The 25,939-nt window shown below is 70.3% G+C and carries 25 protein-coding genes; 21 read left to right on the forward strand and 4 right to left on the reverse strand.

Features of this window, described 5'->3' with window-relative positions; all coding sequences use genetic code 11:
• The first annotated feature begins 155 nt into the window (after positions 1-155).
• The 3 genes from STVA_RS16645 to STVA_RS16655 are packed head-to-tail and all read left to right on the forward strand — an operon-like array spanning position 156 to position 2,202.
• Positions 156-620 carry a RidA family protein gene (locus STVA_RS16645; protein ID WP_123695210.1) on the forward strand — a complete coding sequence of 155 codons (465 nt, stop codon included), beginning with the start codon at positions 156-158 and terminating at the stop codon, positions 618-620.
• A 26-nt stretch (positions 621-646) separates the two neighbouring features.
• Positions 647-1,012 carry a nuclear transport factor 2 family protein gene (locus STVA_RS16650; RefSeq protein WP_123695212.1) on the forward strand — a complete coding sequence of 122 codons (366 nt, stop codon included), beginning with the start codon at positions 647-649 and terminating at the stop codon, positions 1,010-1,012.
• A gap of 53 nt (positions 1,013-1,065) precedes the next feature.
• Positions 1,066-2,202 (forward strand): GNAT family N-acetyltransferase, encoded by a 1,137-nt coding sequence (locus STVA_RS16655; RefSeq protein ID WP_123695214.1) that lies wholly within the window; start codon positions 1,066-1,068, stop codon positions 2,200-2,202.
• Here the strand turns inward: STVA_RS16655 and STVA_RS16660 are convergent, their stop codons facing one another.
• From STVA_RS16660 to STVA_RS16670, 3 genes are read right to left on the reverse strand one after another with little or no spacing between them, the layout of a single operon-like run.
• A complete protein-coding gene (locus STVA_RS16660) occupies positions 2,203-3,471 on the reverse strand; it encodes an NAD(P)/FAD-dependent oxidoreductase (protein ID WP_170216727.1) in 1,269 nt (422 codons plus the stop codon).
• Positions 3,472-3,528: 57 nt separating this feature from the next.
• Complete coding sequence (locus tag STVA_RS16665; RefSeq protein ID WP_123695218.1) at positions 3,529-4,704, reverse strand: MFS transporter; 1,176 nt, start codon at positions 4,702-4,704, stop codon at positions 3,529-3,531.
• Positions 4,701-5,222, reverse strand: a complete 522-nt coding sequence (locus STVA_RS16670; protein ID WP_123695220.1) for a GNAT family N-acetyltransferase — start codon at positions 5,220-5,222, stop codon at positions 4,701-4,703. Before STVA_RS16670 ends, STVA_RS16665 begins: the two co-directional genes overlap by 4 nt.
• 104 nt (positions 5,223-5,326) lie before the next feature.
• Here STVA_RS16670 and STVA_RS16675 point away from each other — a divergent pair, with 104 nt between their 5' ends.
• Together STVA_RS16675 and STVA_RS16680 are read left to right on the forward strand one after the other, a co-directional pair.
• On the forward strand, positions 5,327-6,250 hold the full coding sequence (locus STVA_RS16675; protein ID WP_123695222.1) for a LysR family transcriptional regulator: 924 nt from the start codon (positions 5,327-5,329) through the stop codon (positions 6,248-6,250).
• The gene (locus tag STVA_RS16680; protein WP_123695224.1) at positions 6,247-7,980 is read left to right on the forward strand and encodes a uracil-xanthine permease family protein; all 1,734 of its coding nucleotides are present in this window, start codon (positions 6,247-6,249) and stop codon (positions 7,978-7,980) included. Before STVA_RS16675 ends, STVA_RS16680 begins: the two co-directional genes overlap by 4 nt.
• 12 nt (positions 7,981-7,992) lie before the next feature.
• Here the strand turns inward: STVA_RS16680 and STVA_RS27690 are convergent, their stop codons facing one another.
• The gene (locus STVA_RS27690) at positions 7,993-8,160 is read right to left on the reverse strand and encodes a hypothetical protein (RefSeq protein WP_170216729.1); all 168 of its coding nucleotides are present in this window, start codon (positions 8,158-8,160) and stop codon (positions 7,993-7,995) included.
• A gap of 129 nt (positions 8,161-8,289) precedes the next feature.
• Here STVA_RS27690 and STVA_RS16685 point away from each other — a divergent pair, with 129 nt between their 5' ends.
• The 16 genes from STVA_RS16685 to STVA_RS16760 all read left to right on the forward strand — a co-directional run bounded on the left by STVA_RS16685 (position 8,290) and on the right by STVA_RS16760 (position 25,913).
• Positions 8,290-8,922, forward strand: coding sequence for a ferritin-like domain-containing protein (locus tag STVA_RS16685; RefSeq protein WP_170216731.1), 633 nt, complete (start codon positions 8,290-8,292; stop codon positions 8,920-8,922).
• A complete protein-coding gene (locus STVA_RS16690; protein WP_123695228.1) occupies positions 8,919-9,110 on the forward strand; it encodes a hypothetical protein in 192 nt (63 codons plus the stop codon). Before STVA_RS16685 ends, STVA_RS16690 begins: the two co-directional genes overlap by 4 nt.
• 7 nt (positions 9,111-9,117) lie before the next feature.
• Complete coding sequence (locus tag STVA_RS16695; protein WP_123695230.1) at positions 9,118-10,011, forward strand: alpha/beta fold hydrolase; 894 nt, start codon at positions 9,118-9,120, stop codon at positions 10,009-10,011.
• 45 nt (positions 10,012-10,056) lie between these two features.
• Positions 10,057-10,974: an alpha/beta fold hydrolase gene (locus STVA_RS16700; protein WP_123695232.1), complete on the forward strand. Its 918-nt coding sequence runs from the start codon at positions 10,057-10,059 to the stop codon at positions 10,972-10,974.
• A 31-nt stretch (positions 10,975-11,005) separates the two neighbouring features.
• Positions 11,006-11,917, forward strand: a complete 912-nt coding sequence (locus tag STVA_RS16705; protein WP_123695234.1) for an alpha/beta fold hydrolase — start codon at positions 11,006-11,008, stop codon at positions 11,915-11,917.
• 43 nt (positions 11,918-11,960) lie between these two features.
• Complete coding sequence (locus tag STVA_RS16710; protein WP_170216733.1) at positions 11,961-12,857, forward strand: alpha/beta fold hydrolase; 897 nt, start codon at positions 11,961-11,963, stop codon at positions 12,855-12,857.
• Positions 12,858-12,999: 142 nt separating this feature from the next.
• Complete coding sequence (locus tag STVA_RS16715; RefSeq protein WP_123695238.1) at positions 13,000-15,042, forward strand: hydantoinase/oxoprolinase family protein; 2,043 nt, start codon at positions 13,000-13,002, stop codon at positions 15,040-15,042.
• Positions 15,043-15,054: 12 nt separating this feature from the next.
• Positions 15,055-16,734 carry a hydantoinase B/oxoprolinase family protein gene (locus tag STVA_RS16720; protein ID WP_123695240.1) on the forward strand — a complete coding sequence of 560 codons (1,680 nt, stop codon included), beginning with the start codon at positions 15,055-15,057 and terminating at the stop codon, positions 16,732-16,734.
• A gap of 57 nt (positions 16,735-16,791) precedes the next feature.
• A complete protein-coding gene (locus tag STVA_RS16725) occupies positions 16,792-17,955 on the forward strand; it encodes an ABC transporter substrate-binding protein (protein ID WP_123695242.1) in 1,164 nt (387 codons plus the stop codon).
• A 60-nt stretch (positions 17,956-18,015) separates the two neighbouring features.
• Complete coding sequence (locus STVA_RS16730; protein ID WP_170216734.1) at positions 18,016-18,894, forward strand: branched-chain amino acid ABC transporter permease; 879 nt, start codon at positions 18,016-18,018, stop codon at positions 18,892-18,894.
• Entirely contained in the window at positions 18,891-19,847 is a 957-nt protein-coding gene (locus STVA_RS16735) for a branched-chain amino acid ABC transporter permease (RefSeq protein ID WP_123695246.1), read from the forward strand. The genes STVA_RS16730 and STVA_RS16735 overlap by 4 nt, the downstream gene beginning before the upstream one ends.
• Positions 19,844-20,623 (forward strand): ABC transporter ATP-binding protein, encoded by a 780-nt coding sequence (locus STVA_RS16740; protein WP_123695248.1) that lies wholly within the window; start codon positions 19,844-19,846, stop codon positions 20,621-20,623. Before STVA_RS16735 ends, STVA_RS16740 begins: the two co-directional genes overlap by 4 nt.
• Positions 20,610-21,317 (forward strand): ABC transporter ATP-binding protein, encoded by a 708-nt coding sequence (locus tag STVA_RS16745; protein WP_123695250.1) that lies wholly within the window; start codon positions 20,610-20,612, stop codon positions 21,315-21,317. The genes STVA_RS16740 and STVA_RS16745 overlap by 14 nt, the downstream gene beginning before the upstream one ends.
• A gap of 3 nt (positions 21,318-21,320) precedes the next feature.
• Complete coding sequence (locus STVA_RS16750; protein ID WP_123695252.1) at positions 21,321-22,325, forward strand: isopenicillin N synthase family dioxygenase; 1,005 nt, start codon at positions 21,321-21,323, stop codon at positions 22,323-22,325.
• Positions 22,315-24,336, forward strand: a complete 2,022-nt coding sequence (locus STVA_RS16755) for a hydantoinase/oxoprolinase family protein (protein ID WP_123695254.1) — start codon at positions 22,315-22,317, stop codon at positions 24,334-24,336. The genes STVA_RS16750 and STVA_RS16755 overlap by 11 nt, the downstream gene beginning before the upstream one ends.
• Complete coding sequence (locus tag STVA_RS16760; protein WP_197735652.1) at positions 24,333-25,913, forward strand: hydantoinase B/oxoprolinase family protein; 1,581 nt, start codon at positions 24,333-24,335, stop codon at positions 25,911-25,913. Before STVA_RS16755 ends, STVA_RS16760 begins: the two co-directional genes overlap by 4 nt.
• Positions 25,914-25,939 lie beyond the last annotated feature (26 nt).

The following is a 25,939-nucleotide window of genomic DNA, read 5'->3' on the forward strand; positions in this document are numbered from 1 at the left end:
GGAAGCTCCTGGTCTGCCGGCCGCGGGCGACCGGGAGGAATATGGGCTGGCGGCGATAGTACGAACCGAATCGGGGCGAAGTGATGGCGGCGCCGGGCGCCCGTGGCTATCCTGCCGCCCACCCTTTCCATCCCCACGAGTCACGAGGACCATCCATGGCCGGAGCGATCGAAGCCCGTCTCGCCGAACTCGGCATCGAGCTGCCGCAGGCAGCCGCGCCGGCGGCCAACTACGTGCCGACGACGATGCATAACGGCGTGCTCTACGTTGCCGGCCAGATCCCCATGTGGAACGGCGAGCGCCGCTTCATCGGCACGCTCGGTGACGGCGTCAGCATCGCCGACGGCCAGGCCGCCGCCCGGCTCTGCTGCCTCAACATCATCGCCCAGGCCAAGCGCGCGCTGGGCGACCTCGACCGGATCACCCAGATCCTGCGGCTCGGCGGCTTCGTCGCCTCCACCCCGTCGTTCGGCGACCAGCCCCCGGTGGTGAACGGCGCGTCGGACCTGATGGTCGAGATCTTCGGCGACAAGGGCCGCCATGCGCGGGCCGCCGTCGGCGTCTCCGCCCTGCCCTTCGGCGTCGCCGTCGAGGTCGAAGCCACCATCGCCTTCGTCTGACAACCAGCCAAGGGGAGGACCGGGCCATGGTGACGCTGGAGCGCCTGAAGGAGGTGGGCGTGCAGTTCGCCCGCCGCGACGTCGAGGGCATCGTCGGCTGCTTCGCCGAGGATGGGGTCTTCCGCAATGCCGTGGGTGCCGTCCCCGAAGGCGAGAGCTACCAGGGCCACGCGGCCATCCGCGCCTTCTTCACCGGCCTCTTCCAGCGCACGCCCGACGTGCGCTGGGACCACACGGCCGAATATGTGACGGCCGACCGCGGCGTGACCGAGTGGCGGCGGACGGCCACGCTCGCCACCGGCGAGCGGCAGGAGTGGCTGGGCTGCGACCTCTATACCTTCAAGGACGGCATGATCGTGTTGAAGGACACCTACATCAAGGTGGTGCGCTGACCGGCCTGCCGGGCGACCTCCCAGCCGGGGCGGGCAGCCGCGCCCCCGCGCGGGTGCGCATACTGGAGGGCATCGGTGAGATCGCGGCCGCCCAATGGGACGGCTGCGCTGGTGCGGACAACCCGTTCCTCAGCCATGCCTTCCTGTCGGCGCTGGAGGAATCGGGGTCGGTCGCGGCCGACACCGGCTGGCTGCCGCGCCATGTCGTGGTCGAGGATGCGGGCGGCACCGCGATCGGTGCCGCCCCCACCTATGTGAAGGGCCATTCCTACGGCGAATATGTCTTCGACCATGGCTGGGCCCATGCCTACGAGCAGGCGGGCGGGCGCTACTATCCCAAGCTGCTGGTGGCCGTGCCGTTCACGCCGGTGCCGGGCCCGCGCCTGCTGCTGCACCCCGAGGCCGCGGCCGGGACACGCGACCAGATCGTCGACACACTGATCGAGATCGCCCGCCAGGCCGGCCTGTCCTCGATCCACGTCAATTTCGCCCAGGCCGACGAGTGCACGGCCCTGGCCGAATACGGCTTCCTGCACCGGCTGGGACAGCAGTTCCACTGGAACAATGCCGGCTACGCGACCTTCGAGGATTTCCTGGCGACGCTGGCCTCGCGCAAGCGCAAGCAGCTCCGCAAGGAGCGCCAGGCGGCAGCGGCCGCCGGCATCACCGTGCGGGCGCTGACGGGGTCAGAGATCACCCGCCGACACTGGGACGCCTTCTACCGCTTCTACCTGGCGACCGCCGACAAGAAGTGGGGCAACGCCTATCTCGAGAAGGATTTCTTCGTGCGGCTGGGCGCCACCATGGGCGACCGGGTGGTGCTGGTGGTGGCCGAGCGCGACGGCCGAACGATCGCAGGCGCCCTCAACCTGCGGGGTACCGACACGCTGTTCGGCCGCAACTGGGGGACGCTGGAGGACCTGCCGTTCCTCCATTTCGAGTGCTGCTATTACCAGGCGATCGACTATGCCATCGCCCACGGGCTGAAGCGGGTCGAGGCCGGCGCGCAAGGCGTCCACAAGATCCAGCGCGGCTACCTGCCGGTCGCCACCCACAGCGCCCACTGGATCGCCGACCCGGCCCTGCGCCGCGCCGTCGACGACTTCCTGCGCCGCGAGCGCCCAGCCATGCAGCAGGAGATGGCGGCCCTGGCCGAACACTCCCCCTATCGCCAGGCCGGCGAGGGCTGACTAGGGCCGCCGCCGCGGCGGCGCTTCGGTCATCAGTCGGGCGCTGCGGCCATAGGTGAGGTAGGACCAGATCCAGTCCAGCGACACCGACAGGCGGTTGCGGAAGTCGATCAGGAAAAAGACGTGGACGATGCCCCAGAACCACCAGGCGATCGTGCCAGACAGCCGCACCCGGCCGAGATCGACCACCGCCTCGCCCCGGCCGATGGTGGCTAGGTTGCCCTGGTCGCGATAGCGGAAGGGGCCTGACGGCGCTTGCGCCCCCAGGCGCGCGGCGATGTCGCGCGCCACGTAGGCGCCCTGCTGTTTGGCGGCGGGCGCCACACCCGGCACCGGCCGGCCTTCGGCGCTGAGCACGGCAGCGGCATCGCCGATCACCCGGATGGATGGATCGCCCGGCAGGGTCAGGTCGGGCTCTACCCGCACGCGGCCGGCGCGATCGACCGCCACGTCCCCTCCCAACCAGCGGGCGACGGGCGATGCCTGGACGCCGGCCGCCCAGATGATCGTGCGGCAGGCCAGCACGTCCGGGCCGATCTCCACCCGGTCGGCTGCGCACAGCGTAACGGCAGCGCCAAGCCGCACCTCCACCCCCAGCCGCTTCAGGCCGGCCTCGGCCTTGGTCGACAGTTCGGGCGGCATCGCCGGCAGGATGCGGGGGCCTGCCTCGACCAGCACAACCCGGGCAGACGCGGCGTCGATGTGGCGGAACTCGCGTGCCAGCGTGTTGCGCGCCAGTTCGGCGATCGCGCCCGCCATCTCCACCCCGGTCGGGCCGCCGCCGACAATGGCAAACGTCAGCAGCGCCCGCCGCTCGTCCTCGTCGGTGGCGATCTCGGCCCGCTCGAATGCAGCCAGGATGTTGCGGCGCGCGGCGGTCGCGTCGTCGAGCGACTTCAGCCCGGGCGCGAAGGGCCGCCATTCCTCATGCCCAAAATAGGCGTGCGAGGCGCCGGTTGCCAGGACCAGTTGGTCATAGGGGATGGGTCCCGCATCCGCGGTCAGGACCAAGCGATTTTCCCGGTCGATCCCCACCACCTCGCCCAGGACGACGGCGGCGTTGGCCTGCCGCCGCAGCACGGCGCGGATCGGCTGGGCGATCTGGGCGGGCGACAGGGCGGCGGTCGCCACCTGATAGAGCAGCGGCTGGAACAGGTGATGGTTGCGGCGGTCGACCAGCGTCACCGCGACGTCGGCGCGGGCCAGCCCACGCGCGACCGCCAAGCCGCCGAAACCACCCCCCACGATCACCACCTTCGGCCGCGCCAAGCGACACCTCCTTACCGACAACCATCCCCGTGGAGATGGCGATCGGGCGCCCGGAAATCACCCCGCGGCGGGCAGGTAGCGTCGGCGCAGTTCCCAGGCGGCCGCCGTCAGCACCAGGCCCAAGGCGGCCGAGAACCAGAGGGCGGCGGCACTGCCGGCATGCTCGATGATCGCGGCATAGGCGACGGGGGCGGCCGCGGCCAGCAGGAAGCTGGGAGCGACCAGCTTTCCCGCCAGCGCGCCGTAGCGCCGGGGGTCGAACAGCACCAGCGGCAGCGCGCCGCGGACGATGGTGGCGAGCCCGTTGCCGCTGCCATAGACGATGGCAAAGGCTATGGCGGCGGCCGCGAACTCGCCGCCCAGCACGCCGGCCGCGAAGCCCAGCGGCAGCAGGCCGGTCGCCAGCACCGCCAGAGTCAGCACATGCATGCGCCCGCCGAACAACACCTCGGCCAGGCGGGCCAGCGACTGGCCGACGCCGCGCAGTGCCGACACCCACACCGCCAGGGTCGCCCCCATCCCCAGCCCGGCCAGGATGGCGATCATGTGCGCCGACATGGCCGAGGCCAGAAAGGCGGTGATGGTGACGATCAGGGCATAAAGGAAAGCCGGCAGGCGCCCCGCCGGTGGCGGCGCCTCGACCGGGCCACCGCCGGCCCGGCCCTCCTCCACCGCCCGGCCGGCCGGAATGGCCAGGTGCAACGGCAGCGTCGCCAGCGCGATCGCGGCATAGGCGAGCACCGCCCCCCGCCAACCGAAGGCCGCCCCCAGGTAATAGCCGATCGGCCAGAACACGGTGGAGGCCAGCCCGCCCAGCAGGGTGATCTGCGAGATCGAACGCCGGGCGCCACGCCCGCCGATGCGCGCCAGGGCGGCGAAGGCGGCGTCGTAGAGCATCATCCGCATGGCGATGCCGAGCGCGATCCAGGCGGCATAGTAGAGGGCGATGCCATCGGCCAGGGCGAGCGCGACGCAGGCCGCCGCCGACAGGCACGACCCCGCCGCCATCACCGGGCGGCCGCCATGGCGGTCGAGCAGACGGCCGATCGGCGCCGAGGCCAGGCCCATGGTGACGAGGGCGGCCGAGAAGCCGCCATGCACGACGGCGGCCCCCCAGCCGAGATCGGCCACCATCAGCGGCCCGAGCGCGCCGATCAGGTAGTAGGTGACGCCCCATCCGACGAGCTGGGAGACGCCCAGCGCCCAGACGGTGCCGCGCCGGACGGGGTTCACGAGGCGGGGCTGGCGGGATGGAGCGGCCGCTGCATCAGGATGCTGTCCACCCAGCGGCCGAACTTGAACCCTACCTGCTCCAGCACGCCCACCGGGCGGAAGCCGAAGCGGCGGTGCAGCGCGATCGAGGGCTGGTTGGCGCTGTCGCCGATGACCGCCACCATCTGCCGCCACGGTCCGGCCTCGCAACGGGCGATGAGCTGGGCCAGGAGCGCACTGCCGATGCCCTGCCCCGCCATGCCGGGCGCCAGGTAGATCGAATCCTCGACCGAGAAGCGGTAGGCCGAGCGCGCGCGGTAGCCCGATGCGTAGCTGTAGCCGGCGACGCTCCCGGCCACCTCGGCCACGAGGTAGGGATATCCAGCGGCGACGACCCCGGCATGGCGCCGGCGCATCTCATCGAGATCGGGCGGGGTCTCCTCGAAGCTGGCCAGCCCGTGGCGGACATGATGGGCATAGATCGCGTGCAGCGACGGCAGGTCGGTATCGACGGCATCGCGCAGCAGGATCGCGGGCATGGCTCGAAGGCTCCGGCATCGGTTCGGTTGCAGCGCAGCATGATGGTCGGTCGCATCAAAGAAAAATCGCGGTTTCTTATCGCTCGCATGAGAGAATCTTTGGCATGCGCAGCCTTAACCCCGACCAGCTCGAGGCCTTCGTCCAGGTGGTGCGCCTGGGCAGCTTCTCGGCCGCCGCCGCCCGCCTGAACCTGACCCAGCCGGCGATCAGCCTGCAGCTCCGCCAGTTGGAGCAGCGGCTGGGCGTGCGCCTGATCGAGCGGGTGGGGCGGCGGGCGACGGCGACCGCCGCCGGCCTGGAGCTGATGGGCCATGCCGCCCGCATCGAGGCGGCATTGCTGGCCGCGGGAGAGGCGATGGCAAGCCATGCCAAGGGCGAGGTCGGGCGGGTGCGCATCGGCACGGGTGCCACGGCCTGCATCTACCTGCTGCCGCCGGTGCTGGCCGGGCTGCGCCAGCGGCTGCCGGCGCTGGAGATCGTCGTCACCACCGGCAACACGCCCGAGATCCTGCGGGCGGTCGAGGACAACCTGCTAGATGCGGCACTGGTCACCCTGCCCGCTCCCGGCCGCATGTTCCAGGTGCGCCCGATCGTCGAGGACCCGTTCGTCGCCATCTTCCCTGCCGGCGAAGAGCTGCCGGCGCGCGCCACGCCCGGCCTGCTGTCCGCCCGGCCGCTGGTGCTGTTCGAGCCCGGTGCCCGCACCCGCAGCCTGGTGGACGCATGGTTCCTGGCCGGCGGCCTGCCCGCCCGGCCGATGATGGAGTTGGGCAGCGTCGAGGCGATCAAGGAGATGGTGGGCGCCGGGCTGGGCTGCTCGGTCCTGCCGGGGATGGCGATGGCGGCCGGCCATCCGCGCCTGGCCTGGCGCCCGTTGTCGCCGCGCCTCGCCCGAAGCCTGGCGCTGGTGATGCGCCAGGACAAGCCGTTGTCGCGTGGACTGCGCGAGACGGTGGCGGCGCTGGTCCGGTTGGGCGAGAGTGTGGCCGCGATCCAGACCGCCGAGCCCAAGGAAATCCCCCAGTGAGCGACAACAGCCACCTGCGCTACGAGCCCGAGGAGCGCCCGCCCCACGCGTTGGCCGCCGGCATGGGCGCCCAGATCGTCGTGATGATCCTGACCGGGATCATGATCACCCCTCTGGTGGTGTCCCGCACCGCTGGGCTCGATGGGCCGACGACGAGTTGGCTCGTCTTCGGCGCCCTCATCGCCGCCGGCCTGTCGACCTGGCTCCAGGTGTCGCGCATCGGCATCATCGGCTCGGGCTACGTGATGTTCGTGGGATCGAATGCGGCCTTCATCTCGGTCGCTGTGGCAGCGATCCAGTCGGGCGGCCCCGCACTGTTGGCGACGCTGGTCGCCGTGTCGGCCCTGGCCACCTTCCTGTTCACCGCCAAGCTGCCGGCCCTGCGCCGAATCCTGACGCCGGCCGTCGGCGGCACGGTGCTGATGCTGATGGCGCTCAGCGTGGCGCCCATCGCCTGGGGGATGATGAAGCGGGTGCCGGCACCGTTCGAGGGTTCGGTCGCCGTGCCGATGGTGGTGTTGGCGACGACGGTGCTGATCGTCGCGATTTCGCTGTTCGCCACCGGCGCGTTGCGCCTATGGGCGCCGCTGCTGGGCGTCCTGGGCGGCTCGGCCGTGGCCGGAGCGACCGGCATGATCGATCTGGCGCCGATCGCGGCCGCCCCCTGGGTCGGTCTGCCCAGCGGCTCCTGGCCCGGCATGGCGCTCGATTTCGCGCCGGAGTTCTGGATGCTGCTGCCGGCCTTCGTGCTGATCACGCTGGTCGGCGGCATCGAGACCTATGCCGACAGCGTCTCGGTCCAGCGCACCTCGCGCCGCCAGGCCCAGCCGATCGACTTCAAGGGGGTGCAGGGGGCGATCAACGCGGATGGCCTGGGCAGCTTCATCGCGGGCGTGCTCGGCACCGTGCCCAACACCGTCTATTCGTCCAGCGTCGCGGTCGTGGAACTGACCGGCGTCGCCTCGCGCCGGGTCGGCTGGTGGGGTGGCCTGTTCCTGATCCTGCTGGCCTTCTGCCCCAAGATCTCGGCCGTCGTCGCCGCCATGCCGGGGCCGGTGGCCGGCGCCTTCATCATGATGATCATCGTCCTGCTGTTCGGCCACGGCATCCGCCTGGTGAACGAGGACGGGCTGGGCTTCGAGACAGGGCTGGCGGTTTGCCTCGGCTTCTGGGTCGGCTTCGGGTTCCAGGAGAACGCGCTCTTCAACGAGATGCTGCCGGCCTGGGCCAAGCTCTTCCTGTCCAACAGCACCACGGCCGGCGGCCTGACTGCGATCCTGCTGATGTCGGTACTGTCCCTGGCCCGGCGCAGCCGCGACAAGCTGACGGTGCCGCTGGAGATCGGCTCCATCGGCCAGGTGCGCACCCTGATCCAGGGCTTCACCAGCCGGCTCGGCTGGGACAACCGGGCCGAGGACCGGCTGATGCTGGCGGCCGAGGAGGCGATGCTGTTCCTGCTGGAAGCCCAGGTCGGCGAAGGCCGCCGTGCCCGCGGCAACCAGTTGCTGGTCCGCCTGCGCCGGGTCGGCGACGATGCCGAACTCGAATACATCTCCGCCCCCGCCGGCAGCAATGCCGAGGCGGCGATGACTTCGGTCGCCGCCGTCGGCGAGGCCAACCCGGAGGTCGACCTGTCGCTGCGGCTGCTGCGCGCCATGAGCAAGGAGGTGAAGCACCTCCAGTATCACGGCATCGACTACCTCCTGGTGCGGGTCGACAGCACCGGCTGAGCCCCGGTAGCGCTACTTCTTCCTGGCAGCGGGCGCCGGCTCGACATTCTCCGCGCCGGCACGGGTGCCGCCGAAGCGGTCGGCGCCACCCTTGCCATCCTGCTCGTGATTGCCGGTGTGCTGCTGGCGGCGCACCGTTTCCACCGTTGCGTCCTTCTGGGGCGGCTGCTTGTCGGCCATCGGTCTGTCCCTCGAATGGTGCGTTCAAGGGGACAACCGGACGCCGTTCGCCAAGGTTCCGGGAACATCCGGGCGGGTTCGGGGTTCAACCTTGCGAACCCACCATTCCTTGAGCCTAAGGAGCAGGACATGGACGACGGACAGATCACCTCGCAGACCACCAAAGTCGGCGCCAGCGAAGCCGAAACGATCCGCCTGCTGCGCAGCCTGGCGGCGCAGGTGCGCGACAGCGCCACCGGCTATCGAAAGGCCGCCGACGAGACGACCGACCAGTCGCTGAAGGCGGAATTCGGCCATCTGGTCGACGAGCGTGAGGACATGGTAGAGGCCCTGGACGAAAGTCTGGTGGATCTCGGCGCCACGCCGGATTCCAACGGCACGGTGATGGGTGCGGCCCATCGCCTGTTCTTCGACCTGCGCGCGGCCCTTTCCGGCCATGACCGCGAGGCGATCCTGCGCGAGATCGTGCGCGGCGAAAGCGTGCTGGAAGAGGCCTACGACGCGGCGATCCGCGCCGGCTTGCCGCCCGCGATCCACAACGTCATCCGCCGCCAGCATCGCCTAGCCCGGCGCAGCCGCGACCGATTCCGCGCCGCCATCCCGGATTTCCCCGAGGGCGAGCGCAAGATCGGCCAGATCACGGTCAGTTCGGTCGCAGCCGCCGTGCAGCGCAATCCGACCCTGACGACGGCGACCCTGGGTGCGCTGGCGGCGGGCTTCGCGGCGGCCCTGTGGCTGACCCGCCAGCCCCATCGCCGATGACGGCGGCCGCGGACGAGATCCGGCCGGCGGCCGGGTTGGGGGCGCCGGTTGCCGGCGCCCCGCCGCCTGCCGACGAGCGCCGGGTGCGCGTGGCAGCCGCGCGCAGGCGCCGGGAATGGATGCTGATCGTCGTGATGGGCAGCATTGCGATCGCCGTGGCCGTGGGTGTGTTCTTCGCGCTACGGTAGGCGCACAATGGTTAGCGGTAGCCCAACCCCGTGGTCGCACGTTTTCGCCAGTCCGTTCGGCGATCGGTTCCACGACATCCATTGCACGGTGTGGGGGTTCGACAATCGCGGGCCAACCGCGATCCTGGTGCATGGCTACCTCCAGAACGGGCGAGAGTTCGATCCGCTGGCCATTGCGCTTGCGCGCGAAGGGTGGCGCGTTTTCTGCCCGGACCTGCCCGGTCACGGCCGCAGCCAATGGCATTCTCGGTCGCGCGACTATCGCGCCGGGGCCGACAGCCGGGCGATGGCGACGGTGATCGCCGTGGCCGTCGCGGATGCGCCGCGGCCGAGCCTCATTCACCTGCTCGGCAGTTCGATGGGCGGCGGCCTGGTGCTGGGGCTGGCGACCATCCCGGGCATTCCGCTGAAGACCACCACGCTCGTCGACGTGAACCCGCAATGGCCGGGCCCGGGGCTGGAGCGGGTGATCGAGCTGATCCCGTCGGCAACGCTGTTCGATTGCCACGCCGATGCGCGGGCGGCGCTGATGCACTATGCCCAGGACCGTGGCCCCCTCACCGAGACCGACATCGACGCCATCATGGACTACTGCTTCGTCCGCGAAGGCGAGGCCTATCGCCTGCGCTTCGACCCGGCCCTGCGCCAGTCGATCGAGGACATGCGCGGACGCGCCGGCCGCAGGGACCGCTGGCCGTTGTGGGATGGCCTGCGGGTGCCGACGCTGATCGTTCGCGGCGAGCACTCGGTCATGGTATCATCCGCAACTGCCCAGGAAATGGTCGCGCGCAACCCGCTTGCCGAAGTCATCACGATACCCGACTGCGGCCATCCGCCCTGGCTGCGCCGGGCCGAGGAGATCGAGCCCGTCGTCTCCTGGCTCGTACGGCACGCAGCCTAGCCGCCGCGGCCGGCGGCATTCATTGTTCGGCCTGACGAGAACCCCATGACGACCGTTCCGCCGGAAGCGCAGTCCCGCTTCCTGACCGCCTATTCCGACCGGGCGTTCTACCGCCTGCACTGCACCTGCTGGGGCATCGAGCGTGTCGGCCCGACCGCCATCCTGCTGCACGGCTTCATGCAGAACGGGCGAGAGTTCGACCCGCTGGCGCGCCGCCTCGCCCTGGCCGGCTGGCGGGTCTTCTGCCCCGATTTTCCCGGCCATGGCGGCACCGCCTGGTGGCACGACGGCCAATACAGCCCGGCTGCCTATGCGTCCGCCGTGGCCACCACGATCACCGCGGCCGGCGTGCCGGGGGTGCATCTCATCGGCGGCTCGATGGGCGGCGGCATCGCCATGCGCATGGCCGCCAGCCGCGGCATTCCGTTGCATTCGGTGGTGATCAATGACGTTGGCCTGGAATGGCCGCTGGCGGGGTTGGAGCAGCAGTCGGACCTGTATCCCCGGCGGATGACGTTCGCGACGCTGCAGCCGGCCCGGGATGCGGTCATCCGCTTCACCAGCGACCGTGGCCAGATTTCAGAGGCGGACCTGCAGGACGTCGTCCGGTACAGCCTGCGACGGCTGCCGGACGGGCGCTTCGCGTTCCGCTGCGACCCGCGGCTTCTGGCCGCCGAAGGCGCCATGCGGCTGCGCCGCCGCAACAGCGATCGCAGCGCTATCTGGGCCGCCATTCCCGCTCCGATCCTGCTGATCCGCGGCGGGCGGTCGTTGATGTTCGAAGCCCACATCGCGCAGCAGATGCTGGAACTGAATCCGCGGGCGGAACTCCTGACCATGCCGGATTCCGGTCATCCACCCTGGCTGCGCACGCCCGATCAGATCGAGCCGGTCGTGGAATGGCTGAACCGCCAGGCGCGCGCGGTGCGCGAGCGGAAAGCCGGCCAGCCGGCGCCGACCTGAGCATCCCTTACCGCCCGCAGCAAAGGCGAGCATGCCACCCGAACCGCCGCGACCGCAAACACGCGTCGTCCCCGTCTATTGCAGCGATGCCCTGCATCCCGTTCATTGCGCCGTGTGGGGTGCCGCCAACACCGGCCCGACCGCGATCATCCTGCACGGCTTCCTGCAGAACGGCCGGGAATGCGATCATCTGGCGGCCGCCCTGGCGGCGGCGGGATGGCGGGTGTTCTGCCCCGACTTCCCTGGGCACGGCCGCAGCGCCTGGCTGCGCGACGGCGAGTACCGGTTCACCACCTATGCCGCGACCATCGCGACCATGCTGGCGGTCGCGGACAGGCCTGACATCCATCTGGTTGCGCGATCCATGGGCGGCGTCGTCGCCATGCGGATGGCCGGCCAAGCGGGCATTCCCCTGGGCTCGCTGACCTTGGTCGACGTTGCCGTGCAGTGGCCGCCGGATGCCGTCGCGTATCATTCCAGCCTGCTGCCCAAGGAGATGGAATTCGCCAACCCGATGGCCGCGGCCGAGGCGGTCCGGCTGCTCGTCAGCGATCGCGGACCGATATCGTTCAAGGGCATGCGCGAAGTGCTGGAATACAGCATGACCCGGACGCGCGATGGCCGCATCCGCTTCCGCTGCGACCCGCGACTGCGGACCAGCATCCGCTTCCTGGACATGCAGCGCGGCGACAAGGATCGCTCGGACTCCTGGCGGGCGATCGAGGTGCCGACCCTGCTCGTGCGGGGCGGCCGGTCGATCATGCTGACGGCCGATACCGCCGACCGGATGATCGCCATGAACCCCAGGGCCGAACTGCTGACCCTGGCCGACGCCGGCCACCCGCCCTGGCTGCGGCGGCCAGCCGAGGTTGCCCCGATCGTGGCTTGGCTGGGCCGGCAAGCGCTGGCCGCGCGGCAGCGGCTCCGGGCGGGAGGGGTCTAGGCAGGCCTTCCCCCAACCGCCGGCAGTCGCCAATATGGCGCCCATGCCCTCCGAACCCATCCAGCCGCGCGCCCTCGTCTTTCCCGTCTATTGCAGCGATGCCTTCCACCCCGTCCATTGCACGGTCTGGGGCGTCAGGAACACCGGCCCGACGGCCATCATCCTGCACGGCTTCATGCAGAACGGCCGCGAATGCGACCGGCTGGCGGCCACCCTGGCGGCGGCCGGCTGGCGGGTGTTCTGCCCGGACTTTCCCGGACATGGGCACAGCGCCTGGCTGCGCGACGGCGAGTACAAGTTCGCCACCTATTCCGCCACCATCGCGACCATGATGGCCGTGGCCGGCACCAGCGACATCCACCTGATCGGCCGGTCGATGGGCGGCGGCGTCGCCATGCGGATGGCAGCCCAGCCGGGCATCCCGCTCCGCTCGCTCACCCTGGTCGATGTCAGCGTGCAGTGGCCGGCGCCGGCCATTGCCCACCACGCGACCCTGATGCCGAAGGCGACGGAGTTCACCGATCCGATGGAGGCGTTCCGGACGGTTGCCTTGTTCGTCAGCGATCGGGGCGCGATATCGCCCAAGGGGCTCCGCGAGGTCGCCGAATACAGCCTGATGCGGACGCGCGAGGGGCGCATCCGCCTCCGTTGCGACCCCCGGCTGAGGAGCAGTGTCCGCTTCCTCGAGCTGCAGCGCGGGGACAGCGACCGCTCGGAATCCTGGAAGGGCATCGCGGTGCCGATCCTGCTCGTCCGCGGCGGCCGGTCGACGATGCTGCCGGCGGACATCGCCGACCGGATGATCGCGATGAACCCGCGGGCCGAGCTGCTGACCATTCCCGACGCCGGCCACTCGCCCTGGCTGCGCCGGCAGGACGAGATCGCGCCGGTCGCGGCCTGGCTTGCCCGCCAGGCCGCGGCACCCCGATCGAGCGGCTGATCAGGGCGCTTCTGGCGCGACCCTTGCTTGCTGTTCCGGCGGCGCCATTCGGCGTTTGACACCGGCGGAAATCGGACCCTACCGTTGGCGCCTCTCCGGATGCGCCAGGGCCGGATCATCAGCCAGGAAGGATCGTCTCGCGATGGGGCAATGGCAGGCTGGGGTCGATGTCGGCGGAACCTTCACGGACCTTCTTTTCATCGACGAGGCCGAGCGCCGCTTCCGGGTGGTCAAGGTGCCCTCCACCCCCGACGACCAGTCGCGCGGCATGCTGGCCGGCATCCGCGACAGCGGCCTGGCGCCGGAGGCCCTGAGCTCGCTCGTCCACGGCACGACGGTCGGCACCAATGCCGTGCTGGAGCGCAAGGGCGTCGTCTGCGGCCTGATCACCACCGTCGGCTTCCGCGACGTGCTGGAGCTGGGCCGCCGCACCCGCCCCTTCGGCTACGGCATGATCGGCAGCTTCGAAGCGCTGATCCCGCGCGAGATGCGGCTGGAAGTGCCCGAGCGGCTGGACGCGCGCGGCAACGTGCTGATCGCGCTGGACGAAGAGGCGGTCCGGGCCGCCATCCGCCGGCTGATCGACGCCGGGGCGGAGGCCCTCGTCATCAGTTTCCTCCATTCCTACGTGAACCCCGCGCATGAGCAGCGCGCGGCCGAGATCGCCCGCGAACTGTGGCCCAACCCCTTCATCTCGGTCGGCTCGGACATCCTGCGCGAGGTGCGCGAGTTCGAGCGCGGCAGCACGGCCGCCGTCAACGGCTACATCCAGCCGATCATGGCCCGCTATCTGGGCCGCCTGCAGAAGGAGCTGAAGCTCGCCCGCTTCCGCAGCGAGCTGCTGGTCATGCAGGGCAATGGCGGCACCATGAGCGGCAAGGCCGCGGCCGACTATGCCGTGCAGACGGTGATGTCCGGCCCGGCGGCGGGCGCGCTGGCGGCTGCCCGGATCGGCCAACAGTCCGGCCATCCGAACCTGATCGGCTGCGACATGGGCGGCACCAGCTTCGACGTGACGCTGATCCGCGGCGGCGAACCCGCCCTTTCGGCCGAGAAGGACATCGCCTACGGCGTGCCCATCCGCGTGCCGATGATCGACATCCACACCATCGGCGCCGGCGGCGGCTCAATCGCGCGCATCACCAAGGCGGGTCTGCTGCAGGTCGGCCCCGACAGCGCCGGCGCCAACCCCGGCCCGATCTGCTATGGCCGCGGCGGCACCGAGCCGACCGTGACCGACGCCAACCTGGTGCTGGGCAAGCTCGATACCGCGGCCCTGCCGGGCGTGGCCGGCGGCGTCTCGATCGAGGCGGTGAAGGCCGCCATCGTCGAGAAGATCGGCCGGCCGCTGGGGCTGGACGCGATCGAGGCGGCGGCGGCCATCATCACGGTCGCCAGCAACCACCTGGCCAGCGCCATCCGCCTGGTCTCGATCGAGCGCGGCTATGACCCGCGCGACTTCGCCCTATTCCCCTTCGGCGGGGCGGGACCGCTGCATGCCGTCGCACTGGCCCGCGAGTTGGGCGTGCCGACGGTGCTGGTGCCGCGCTTCCCCGGCCTTACCTCGGCGCTGGGCTGCATCCTGGCCGACCTGCGGCATGATTTCGTGCGCACCCTCAACCTGCCGCTGGCCAGCGTCGACCCGGCCATGGTCGATGCCATCTATGCCGAGCACGAGGCGCGCGGCCGCACCCAGGTCGAGGGCGAGGGCGTGCCGGTCGATGGCGTCGATGCCCTGTTCGAGGCCGACCTGCTCTATCGCGGGCAGAGCCACGTGCTGCGCGTGCCGGTCACCCGGCCGTTCGACCCGGCCCAGGTGAAGGCCAGCCTGGAGGCGCTCTACAAGCGCCGCTTCGACATCGAGCTGATGGAGATGACGGCCATCCTGTCGAACCTGCGCACGGCCGTGTTCGGCCGGCGCCAGCGCATCGACTTCTCGATCTTCGCGCCGGAGCCGGGTGGCAGCCTGGAGGCAGCCCAACGCGCCAGCCGGCGGGTCTATTTCGCCGGCCGTTGGCTCGACACCCCGGTCTATGCCCGCGAGGGTCTGCCGGTTGGCGCCACCATCGCCGGCCCGGCCATCGTGGCCCAGCTCGACACCACCATCCTGATCGACCCCGGCGCCACGGCGACGGTGGATGCGGTCGGGAACCTGGTCATCGCCGTCGGCGCAAGCGCGGCCTGAGGGAGCCCCAGCATGGCAATCGATCCCGTAACGCTGGCCGTCATCCAGAACGGCCTGCGCCAGATCGCCAGCGAGATGGACCTGGTGCACGAGAAGACGTCCTTCTCGCCCGTCATCTCGGAGGCCTTCGACCGCTCCAACGGCATCTATCACCGCGAGACGGGCGAGGTCATCGCCCAGGGCGAGATGGGGCTGCCGATCTTCGTCGGCGTCATGCAGTTCACCACCCAGGCGGTGATCGAGCGGCGCCACGACCTGGAGCCGGGCGACATCATCATCGTCAACGACCCGTACCTGGGCGGCACCCATCTGATGGACGTCAAGATGGTGAAGCCGTTCTATTATCGCGGGAAGCTGTGGTGCTACCTATCCAACACCGGCCACTGGCCGGACACGGGCGGGATGGTGCCGGGCGGCTTCGCCACCAAGGCGACCGAGATCCAGCAGGAAGGGCTGCGCATCCCGCCGGTGAAGCTCTATCGCCGCGGTGAGATCGTCCAGGACATCGTCGACATGATCCTGACCAACATCCGTGTGCCCGAGGAGCGGATCGGCGACATCAAGGCCCAGGTGGGGGCGCTCACCGTCGGCGAGCGCCGGCTGACCGAGCTGCTCGACCGCTACGGCGCCGACACGGTCGAGGATGCGATCGGCGAGTTGAAGGCCCGGTCCGAGCAGCAGATGCGCGCCTATATCGCGGGCGTGCCGGACGGCACCTACACCTTTTCCAGCTTCATCGACAGCGACGGCATCGTGAACGAGCCGCTGGAAATCGCGCTCGACATGACCGTCAGCGGCGACGAGATCCATTTCGACCTGTCGCGCTCCAGCCCGCCCTGCAAGGGGCCGCTGAACGGCGTCTGGGGCGCCACCCAGTCGGCCGTCTATGTCGCGATCAAGCACATCTTCCCTGACGTGCCGATCAATTCCGGCTGCTTCGCGCCGCTGAAGATCGCCAAGCCGACCGGCACCTTCCTGGTGGCCGAGTATCCCCGCCCCGTCGCCGGCTGCGCGTCCGAGGTGGCCCAGCGGGTGATGGAGGCGGTATTCGGGGCCATGGGCGAGGCCATCCCCGAGCGGATGTTCGCGGCCCCCGCCGGCACCAGCGGCAACTTCAGCCTGGGCGGCTACGACCCGGGCGAGGACCGCAGCTACATCATGTATTTCTTCTCCGGCGGCGGCTATGGCGGCTGGTGGGAAACGGACGGCCTGACCAACGGCTGCTCCACCGTCGGCATTTCCAAGACCCAGCCGGTCGAGATCCTGGAGCAACACTACCCGCTGGTGTTCGAGGAGTATGCGCTGCGCGAGGGCTCGTCCGGCGCCGGTCGCCATCGCGGCGGCTACGGCATCAGCTATCGCATCCGCCTGCTGCGCGGCACCGCCATGGCGTCCTTCCTGATGGATCACGGGCGCGAGGGGCCGCCCGGCCTGATGGGCGGCGTGGCCGGCGCCACCAACGAGCTGATCGTCAGCCAGAACGGGACCACCAGCATCCCCGAGCACATCTCCAAGGGCGAGGGCTACGAGCTGCGCCCGGGCGACTGGGTGCAGGTGCGCACCCCCGGCGGCGGCGGCTATGGCGAGGCGATGGAGCGCGACCCGCTGCTGGTCCGGCGCGACATCGAGCGCGGCTACATCACGGCATCGGAGGCCAGGCACTGGTATCCCCCGGCAACCGCCGCAGAGTAGGCCCGGGGAAGCTACAGCCAGGCAACAGGGACGGCAGAACAGGGGAGAGTTAGGATCATGGCAAAGAAGCTTGTCGTCAGCCGCCGCAAGGTATTGGCGGGCATCGCGGCCACCACCGGGCTCACCATCTGGTCGCCCCGGCTGTCGGCCCAGGCGGGCGAAATCGCGGTCGGCGCGATGGTGCCGATCACCGGCCCCTTCAACGTGTCGGGCCAGCAGTACCACTTCTCGCTGCAGATGGCGCAGGACGAGATCAACGCCAAGGGCGGCGTTGCCGGCAAGAAGCTGAAGATCGTCTTCGAGGACGTGAAGGACAGCAACAGCGTGGCGGTGAACGCCTATCTCAAGGTGGTGCGCGACATCAACCCGCCGCTCGTCTTCCTGTCCAGCTACACGACGCAGAACCTGGCGACCGAGCCCGAGGTCACCAAGGCGCAGATCCCGGCCATGTATGCCGGCGGCGGCGACGCCGTGCACATGAAGAAGAACCCCTGGATGTTCCGCATCCGCCCGGCCGACGGCATCCAGGCACTCGCCCTGGCCAAGCACGCGACCGAGGGGCTGGGCAAGAAGAAGATCGGCATCCTCTTCGTCCAGAACGATTTCGGCCAGCCCGGCGCCATCGCGGCCGAGAAGGTGATCAAGGCGGCCGGTGCCGAGGTCGTGGGCATGGAGGCCTATGCCTTCACCGACAACGACATGTCGGCCCAGATCCAGAAGCTGAAGAATGCCGGCGCCGACTGCCTGATGTGCATTTCCTACGGCAAGGACGGGGCGCTGATCCTGAAACTCGCCAAGGAGATGGGGATCAACCTGCCGATCGTCGTATCGTCCGGCATCATGGTGCCGGCCGCGCGCAACCTGATCGCGCCCGACGAGCTGGCCAACGTCCATGGCGTCATGGATTCCAACCTGGCGGCCGAGCGCGGGCCGGAGGTGGCAGCCTACATCAAGGGCTTCAAGGACCGCTTCAAGATCGATCCCGACCCCTACGGCTCCTGCTACTATGACGGCGCCTGGATCCTCAAGGGCATCCTGGACAAGGTCGGCCCCGACCGCGCCAAGGTCCGCGACGAGCTGAAGGCGGTGAAGGACTACAAGGGCATCACCAATACCTTCACCACCGACGCCGACGGCAACATGGTCCATTCGCTGGCCGTCTTCGGCATCAAGCCCGGCACCCGCGAGCCGGTGTTCGTGCGCACGATCAACGCCTCCTGACCACCCGGACGGGGCCGGCGCAACCGCCGGCCCCGCCTGACATTGCCGGGGGCAGGTCCAGTGTCGCAGCAACTCATCCAGCTTATCGTCAGCGGCTTGGCCGTCGGCTCGGTCTACGCGCTGGTCGGGCTCGCCTTCATCATGGTGAACGAGGCGACCGGCGTGGTGAACTTCGCCACCGGCCAGATGGTGGCGATCGGCTGCTTCCTGGCGGTCACCACCGGCATCCAGCTCGAACTGCCGCTGGTCGCAGCCTATCCGGCGGCGCTGGCCGCCATGGCGCTGTTCGGCATCGTCTTCTATGCCGTCGTCTTCCGGCCGCTGCAGGACCGGCCCGTCGTCACCGTCATCATCGGCACGGTGATGATCGGCATCGTCATCCAGAACGCGGCACTGATCACCTGGGGCTCGGTGCCGTTCCGGCCGCGCTCGCCCTTCGGCCGCCAAGTGGTGGACGTCTTCGGCGCCTCCATCTCGGCCCATGCGCTGTTCGTGATCGCGGTGGCCTTCCTGATGATCGGGCTGCTCTACGTCTTCATCTACAAGACCGCGATCGGCGCGCGCATGCGGGCCGTGGCCCAGGACCGCGACGCCGCCCGGCTGATGGGGATCGGCGTCGACCGTATGTTCGTGCTGACCTGGGTCATCGCCGGCCTGCTGACCGGGACCGCCGGCATCCTGGTCGGGCCGATGTGGTTCGCCGACGTGAACATGGGTGATCCGATCGCGCTGAAGGCCTTTGCGGCCATCATCATCGGCGGCTTCTCCAGCGTGCCCGGCGCCATCGTCGGCGGCATCCTGGTCGGCCTGTCGGAGATGCTGGGCGCCGCGTACATCTCGTCGGCCTACAAGGACGGTCTGGTCTTCCTGGTGATGATCCTCTTCCTGCTGGTGCGCCCGCAGGGGATCTTCGGCGAACGGATCGGGCAGCGAGCATGAAACCCCAGCGCAACCGGCTGGCGCTGGCCGCCGCCACCCTGGCCTTCGTGCTGGCGCTGGTCCTGCCGGCCTTCGTCAGCGGCTATGGCATCCGCATCCTCAACCTGGCCCTGATCTCGGCCATCGCCGTCATCGGCCTCAACTTCGCCTTCGGCTATGCCGGGCTGATCACGCTGGCCCAGGCCGGGTTCGTCGGCTGCGGCGCCTACCTGACGGCGATCCTGTCGACGGCGCTGGGACTGCCGCCCTGGCTGTCGATCCCGGCCGCGGTGGTCGGCACCACCCTCATTTCCGTCACCATCGGCCTGCCGATGCTGCGGTTGAAGGGACACTACCTGGCGCTCGCGACGTTGGGCTTCAACGTCTCCTTCGTCATCGTCGCCACCAACTGGAAGTCTGTGATGGGCGGCACGGACGGCATCTCCGGCATTCCCTCGCTGACGTTGGCCGGATGGTCGGCCGCCACCGACCACCGCTACTACTATGTGCTGTGGCTCGCCCTGGCGGCGGCTACCTGGATCGCCTGGCGCATCCGCTACTCCCATATCGGCCTGGCGATGATCGCCGTGCGCGACGACGAGATCGCGACGGGTGCCGCCTCGGTCGGCGTCACCCGCATCAAGGTGCAGGCCTTCGCGCTGTCGGCGGCCTATGCCGGGCTGGCGGGTGCCCTCTTCGCCCACATGACCAACTTCGTGGCGCCCGACGACTTCGCCCTCAGCCATTCGATCATCTATCTCGCCATGCTGATCATCGGCGGCGAGGGCTCGATCCTGGGCGCGATCGCCGGCGCCGTCATCGTCACCTTCATGCCCGAACTGATGCGCGACCTGGGGCAGGCCTACATGATCGTCTTCGGCGGGCTGATGCTGCTCATCCTCATCTTCCTGCCCAAGGGGCTGCTCAGCCTGGCCGGCATGGTCGGGCGCCGGCTGCGGATCGCCGGCCGATGACCGATCCCATCCTCACGATCGACGGCCTGTCGAAGAATTTCGGCGGCGTGCGAGCCGTGCAGTCGGTGTCGCTGGCCGTGCCCCCCGGCCGCGTCTTCTCCGTCATCGGCCCCAACGGAGCGGGCAAGACGACCCTCATCAACGTCATGACCGGCATCCTGCCATCCTCCGGCGGGCGGGTGCGCCTGGGCCAGCGCGACATCACCGATGCGCCGGCCCATGTGGTGGCCGCCGCCGGCATGGTCCGCACCTTCCAGAACGGCCGCCTGTTCCAGCGCCTGACGGTGCTGGAGAATGTGCTGGTCGGCGCCCACCACCTGCTGCCGCAATCGGTCTGGTCGGCGATCGCCGGGCGTGCCGCGCGGCGGCGCATGGGCGACATCCAGGCCCGCGCGCGTGCGCTGCTGAAGACGCTGGGCCTGACCGACGATGCCGACCGGCTGGTGGGCGCCCTGCCCTATGGCCGCCAGCGCATGGTCGAGATCGCCCGGGCGCTGGTGTCGGAGCCCCGCCTGCTGCTGCTCGACGAGCCCGCCGCCGGCCTCAACTCGGGCGAGGTCGAGCGCCTGCGCGAGATCCTCCAGGGCCTGCGCGAGCAGGGCCTGACGCTGCTGCTGGTGGAGCACAACATGGGCCTCGTCATGCGGGTGGCCGACCGCATCGCCGTCATCAGCTTCGGCGAGAAGATCGCAGAGGGCACGCCGGCAGAAGTCCGCGCCGACCCCAAGGTGCTGGAAGCCTATCTGGGCCACGGGTATCGCCATGCTGAAGATTGAACAGGTGGCGGTCGCCTATGGCGCGATCGATGCCCTGCACGGCATCTCGCTCCAGGTCGGCCAGGGCGAGGTGGTGGCCCTGTTGGGCGCCAACGGGGCGGGCAAGACGACCCTGCTGCGCACCATATCGGGGCTTCTGCGGCCGAAGGCGGGCGAGATCCGCTTCGAGGGCGAGGCGCTGGGGCGCAGTTCGGCCGAAAGCCGGGTAAAGCGCGGCATCGCCCATGTGCCCGAGGGCCGGCGCATCTTCCCCGGCCTGACCGTCATGGAGAACCTGGACGTCGCCACTACCATCTGGCGCCGCCGCGGCATGAGTTCTGCCGAGGACCTGGCGACCGTCTTCGCCCTCTTTCCCCGTTTGCAGGAGCGCGCGGGCCAGCTCGGCTGGTCGCTGTCGGGCGGCGAGCAGCAGATGCTGGCGATCGGCCGCGCGCTGATGGCAAGGCCCAAGATGCTGCTGCTGGACGAGCCGTCGCTGGGCCTGGCGCCGCGCCTGTCGGAGGAGGTCTATCGCCGCATCGCCGATATCAACGCCAAGGGCGTGACCGTGCTGCTGGTGGAGCAGAACACCGTCCTGGCGCTGGAGGTGGCGCACCGCGCCTATGTCATCGAGAATGGCCATATCGTGCTGGAGGGGCCGGCCCGGGAACTGGCCCGCCACCCCCGCGTGCGCGAAGCCTATCTGGGAGCCTGAACCATGCCAGACAGCGGACCCGCCCCGGGCAGCGTGCCCGCCATCGACCTGTCGCCCGTCCTGGCCGGGGTGCCGGGCGCGGCGGCCGAGGCCGGGCGCGCCATCGACCGCGCCTGTCGCGAGACGGGCTTCCTCACCATCGTCGGCCATGGCGTGCCGCTGTCCCTGATCCAGGAGACCAGGCGGCAGGCCAACGCCTTCTTCGACCTGCCCCGCCCGGAGAAGGCGCGCATCGCCCGGGCCGCGCCGGCCTTCAACCGCGGCTGGGGTGCGGTCGGCGAGGAGAGCCTGGCCAAGACGCTGGGAGCAGCCGCCCCGCCCGACTACAAGGAATACCTGTCGATCGGGCCGGTCGACACCAGCGACGATCCCTATTTCCACCGCCCGGAAGCTTTCCCGCATTTCGCCGCCAACCGCTGGCCGGACGCGCCGGACGGGCTGCGCCCGGCCTTCACCGCCTATTTCCGCGCCATGGAGCGGCTGGCAGCCGACCTGATGGAACTGTTCGCCGTGGCGCTCGACTTGCCGCCCGGCTTCTTCGCCGACAAGATCGACCGGCAGTGCGGCAGCCTGCGCGTCATCAACTACCCGGCCCAGACCGACGGGCCGGAGGATGGGCAGTTGCGCGCAGGCGCCCACACCGACTATGGAAGCCTGACCATCCTGCACGCCGAGGACCGGCCGGGGGGCTTGCAGGTGCGCCAGCCCGACGGCGGCTGGATCGACGTGCGGCCGACGCCGGACAGCTTCGTCGTCAACATCGGCGACCTGATGGCGATGTGGACGAACGATCGCTGGGTGTCGACCCTGCACCGCGTCGGCAACCCGCCGCGGGCCGATGCCGCCGCCAGCCGGCGCCTCAGCCTCGTCTTCTTCCACCAGCCGAACTACGACGCGCTGATCGAGTGCCTGCCGAGCTGCCGGGCACCCAACGAGCCGCCGCGCCACCCGCCGATCACGTCCGGCGCCCATCGCCTGCGCAAGCTGAACAGGGCCAATGACTACTGAGTTGCAGGCGGCCGGCTGGCAGGTCGGCATCGACATCGGCGGCACCTTCACCGACCTGGTGGCGCTGCATCCGGCAACCGGCCAGGTGCGGTCGATCAAGGTGCCGACCCAGCGCCAGGACCCGGTCGCCAGCATCGAGGCCGCACTGGCCGCCGCCGGCCTGACCGCCGACCAGGTCGACGATCTGGTGCACGGCACCACGCTCGTCACCAACGCCATCGTCGAGGACCGGGTGGAACCCGTGGCGCTGGTCGCCACCGCCGGCTTCGAGGACGTGCTGGACATCGGCCGGGCGGGTCGCCAGCACCTCTACCGCCTCGACCTGATCCCGCGCCGGCCGGCCCAGGTGCCGCCGGAGCGTCGGGTCGGGCTGGCCGAGCGCGTCGATTTCCGCGGGCAGGCGGTGCTGGTGCCGGATGCGGTCGCCATCGCCGACGCGGTGGCCCGCGTGCGGGCGACGGGCGTCGAGAGCGTCGCCGTCTCGCTGCTGCACGCCTATGCCAACCCAGACCATGAGCGCGCGATCGCAGCCGCCCTGCGCGACGCGGTGCCTTTCCTGTCCCTGTCGCACGAGGTGAACCCCGAGACGCGGGAGTTCGAGCGCACGGCCGCCACCGTACTGAACGCTTCCGTGATGCCGATCGCCGCCCGCTATCTCGACCGGCTGCAGCGCGAGGTGAAGGGTGCGCGCCTGCATGTCATGCATTCGGCCGGCGGCATGGCCTCGCCCGAGGCCGCCGCCCGCCGGCCGCTCGCCATGGCGCTGTCCGGCCCGGCGGCCGGCGTGTCGGCCGCGGCCCATGTCGCGGCCGAACTGGGCATCGAGCGGGTGCTGAGCTTCGACATGGGCGGCACCACCACCGACGTCTGCCTGATCGTCGGTGGGCAGGCCGAGATATCGACCGATTCCAAGCTGGCCGGGCGCCCGGCGCGCCAGCCGATGGTGGCCGTCGAATCGATCGGTGCCGGCGGCGGCTCGCTCGTCACCTACGGCACCGGCGGCCTGTCGATCGGGCCGGAGAGTGCCGGCGCCGAACCCGGTCCCGCCGCCTACGGCCGCGGCGGCACCCGGCCGACGGTGACGGACGCGAACGCCGTGCTGGGCTATCTCGACCCGACGCGCCGCCTGGGCGGGGCGATCACGCTGGACGTGGCGGCGGCCGAGGCGGCGCTTGCCCCACTGGCCCGCCAGATCGGCGTCGGCGTCGTGGAACTGGCGCTCGGCATCCAGCGCGTCGCCAACGCCGCCATGGTGCGGGCGCTGGCGCGGGTCACGGTGGAGCGCGGGGTCGACGGCCGGCAATGCACGCTGCTGGCCTTCGGCGGCGCCGGGCCGATGCACGCCGCCCGCCTGGCGCGCGAGTTCGGCATCGCCGAGATCGTCGTGCCACGCTTCTCGTCCAGCTTCTCGGCGCTGGGCTGCATCGTCGCCGACATGAGCTACACCCAGCAGCAGGCCGTCCGCCTGTTGAGCGCCGCCTGGGACGACGACCGCTTCCAGGCGCTGCACGACCGCATGCTGGACGCATTGACCGCCCCCCTGCTGGCCCAGGGCCATGGCGACGACGTGGTGACGGTCGAGCGCACCGCCCTGGTGCGCTATGTCGGCCAGAGCTACGCCGTGGAAGTGCCGTTCACGCTGCCGCTCGACCTCGACCGCCTGGGACGCGACTTTCGCCGCCGCCATGGCGAGATCTACGGCTACGCCACCGACGAGCATTGGGAGATGCAGAGCCTGCGCATGCGGGCACTCGTCGCCCGCCGCACCGCCTTCGGGCCGGTTGCGATTGCGGCCGAGAGAGCCGTCCCGACCAGCATCGGTCCCTGCTGGTTCGAGCCGTCGGCCCCCCACCAGACGCCGCGCTGGGATCGCGACAGCCTGCCGCCCGGCTGGCGGGTCACGGGGCCAGCCATCATCGAGGATGCCTGGTCCACCATCGTCGTGCCGCCCGGCTATGCCGCGACGAGCGACGCCATGGGCCATCTGCGGATTGCCGAGGAAGCACCATGAGCAACATGGTCGACCCCTTCACGGTCGAGGTCATCCGCCACGCCCTGACGGCGGCGGCCGAGGAGATGTCCTTCGTCGTCATGCGCTCGGCCCGCTCGCCGCTGCTGCGCGAGGCGGGCGACCTGTCGTCGGCCATCACCGACCACAAGGGCGACCTGATCGCCCAGGGGCGCGACATCCCGGTTCATCTGGGGGTGATGAGCTTCACGGTCCGCAAGTTCCTGGAGCGGGTGCCGGCCGAGCGGCTGCGGCCGGGCGACGTCTGGTTCCTCAACCTGCCCGAGGTCGGCGGCAACCACCTGCCCGACGTGAAGGCGATCCGGCCGATCTTTCTGGAAGGGAAACTCTTCGCCTTCGGCGTCAGCCTGGCCCACTGGGGCGATATCGGCGGCGCCTGGGCCGGCAGCTATTTCGCGGCCGCGACCGAGACCTGGCAGGAGGGCGTGCGCATCCCGCCCCTGCGCCTGGTCACGGCCGATGGCGTCGATGCCGAGAAGCGCGACTTCCTGCTGGCCAACATCCGCGGGCCGGCCGAACGCGAGGGCGACATCCTGGCCCAGGTGGCGGCCACTCGCGCGGCCGAGATCCGCCTGCATCGCCTGGCCGAGGAGCATGGCGCGGCCACCATCCGGGCCGCCCTCGACCGCCTCGACGACCTGTCCGAGGCGCAGATGCGCGAGGCGATATCGAGCCTGCCGGACGGCATCTATGACGGCGAAGACTTCCTCGACGATGACGGGCCGGGCGGCCAACCGGCCGGCATCCGGGTCCGGGTCGAGATCGCGGGCGACCGCGCCAGCTTCGACTTCTCGGCCACCGACGACGCCGTCGCCGGGCCGCTGAACACCACGCCCTTTGTCGCCATGGCCGCCGTCTACTACGCCATCAAGGCCGTGGCGGGGCCGGAAATCCAGCCCAATGGCGGCTGCTACCGGGCGCTCGACGTGCGCACCCGGCCCGGCTCGATCCTGGAACCCGGCATCGACAAGCCCGTCGTCGGCGGCAACCACGAGACCTCGCAGCGCGCCGTCGACGCCATCATGCGCGCCTTCGAGCTGGCCGTGCCGGAGCGGCTGACCGCCGGCGGCTCGACCACCGCCGGCCTGCTGATCTTCGGCGGGCCGCGGCGCGACGGCGCCATCGGCACCTTCTACGAGACCCATGGCGGCGGCGAGGGTGCGCGGACCGATCGCGACGGCGCGCCCGTGGTCCGTGTCCACCTGACCAACACGATGAACACCCCGGTCGAGATCGTCGAGGCGGAGTATCTGATCCGGGTCGACGAGCAGCGGCTGCGCACCGGCTCCGGCGGCGGCGGCCGGCACCAGGGCGGACCCGGCATGGTCCGCGCCTATACCGTCATGGGGGACGGGCTGTCGCTCACCACCATGTTCGAGCGCCGGGTCGTGCCGCCCTACGGCATGCAGGGCGGCGCCCCCGGCCTGCCCTTCCGCGCCACGCTGCATCCGGTCGCGGGCGACAGCCGAGAGCTGGGCGGCAAGGAGAACCTGAAGCTGTCCGCCGGGGACCGGGTCGTCATGGAGACTTCGGGCGGCGGGGGCTACGGCCCGGCCTGATTCAAGTCGATGGCGTGAAACGAGGG

This window comes from Stella humosa (assembly GCF_006738645.1).
GTDB classification, from domain to species: domain Bacteria; phylum Pseudomonadota; class Alphaproteobacteria; order ATCC43930; family Allostellaceae; genus Allostella; species Allostella humosa.

Coding starts and splice junctions, on each gene's coding strand:
- STVA_RS27690 (WP_170216729.1), bottom strand. CDS start 8,160: ATGGCCGACAAGCAGCCGCCCCAGAAGGACGCAACGGTGGAAACGGTG.
- STVA_RS16700 (WP_123695232.1), top strand. CDS start 10,057: ATGACGACCGTTCCGCCGGAAGCGCAGTCCCGCTTCCTGACCGCCTAT.
- STVA_RS16675 (WP_123695222.1), top strand. CDS start 5,327: ATGCGCAGCCTTAACCCCGACCAGCTCGAGGCCTTCGTCCAGGTGGTG.
- STVA_RS16715 (WP_123695238.1), top strand. CDS start 13,000: ATGGGGCAATGGCAGGCTGGGGTCGATGTCGGCGGAACCTTCACGGAC.
- STVA_RS16745 (WP_123695250.1), top strand. CDS start 20,610: ATGCTGAAGATTGAACAGGTGGCGGTCGCCTATGGCGCGATCGATGCC.
- STVA_RS16685 (WP_170216731.1), top strand. CDS start 8,290: ATGGACGACGGACAGATCACCTCGCAGACCACCAAAGTCGGCGCCAGC.
- STVA_RS16750 (WP_123695252.1), top strand. CDS start 21,321: ATGCCAGACAGCGGACCCGCCCCGGGCAGCGTGCCCGCCATCGACCTG.
- STVA_RS16645 (WP_123695210.1), top strand. CDS start 156: ATGGCCGGAGCGATCGAAGCCCGTCTCGCCGAACTCGGCATCGAGCTG.
- STVA_RS16695 (WP_123695230.1), top strand. CDS start 9,118: ATGGTTAGCGGTAGCCCAACCCCGTGGTCGCACGTTTTCGCCAGTCCG.
- STVA_RS16725 (WP_123695242.1), top strand. CDS start 16,792: ATGGCAAAGAAGCTTGTCGTCAGCCGCCGCAAGGTATTGGCGGGCATC.
- STVA_RS16690 (WP_123695228.1), top strand. CDS start 8,919: ATGACGGCGGCCGCGGACGAGATCCGGCCGGCGGCCGGGTTGGGGGCG.
- STVA_RS16760 (WP_197735652.1), top strand. CDS start 24,333: ATGAGCAACATGGTCGACCCCTTCACGGTCGAGGTCATCCGCCACGCC.
- STVA_RS16720 (WP_123695240.1), top strand. CDS start 15,055: ATGGCAATCGATCCCGTAACGCTGGCCGTCATCCAGAACGGCCTGCGC.
- STVA_RS16740 (WP_123695248.1), top strand. CDS start 19,844: ATGACCGATCCCATCCTCACGATCGACGGCCTGTCGAAGAATTTCGGC.
- STVA_RS16735 (WP_123695246.1), top strand. CDS start 18,891: ATGAAACCCCAGCGCAACCGGCTGGCGCTGGCCGCCGCCACCCTGGCC.
- STVA_RS16755 (WP_123695254.1), top strand. CDS start 22,315: ATGACTACTGAGTTGCAGGCGGCCGGCTGGCAGGTCGGCATCGACATC.
- STVA_RS16650 (WP_123695212.1), top strand. CDS start 647: ATGGTGACGCTGGAGCGCCTGAAGGAGGTGGGCGTGCAGTTCGCCCGC.
- STVA_RS16705 (WP_123695234.1), top strand. CDS start 11,006: ATGCCACCCGAACCGCCGCGACCGCAAACACGCGTCGTCCCCGTCTAT.
- STVA_RS16670 (WP_123695220.1), bottom strand. CDS start 5,222: ATGCCCGCGATCCTGCTGCGCGATGCCGTCGATACCGACCTGCCGTCG.
- STVA_RS16710 (WP_170216733.1), top strand. CDS start 11,961: ATGCCCTCCGAACCCATCCAGCCGCGCGCCCTCGTCTTTCCCGTCTAT.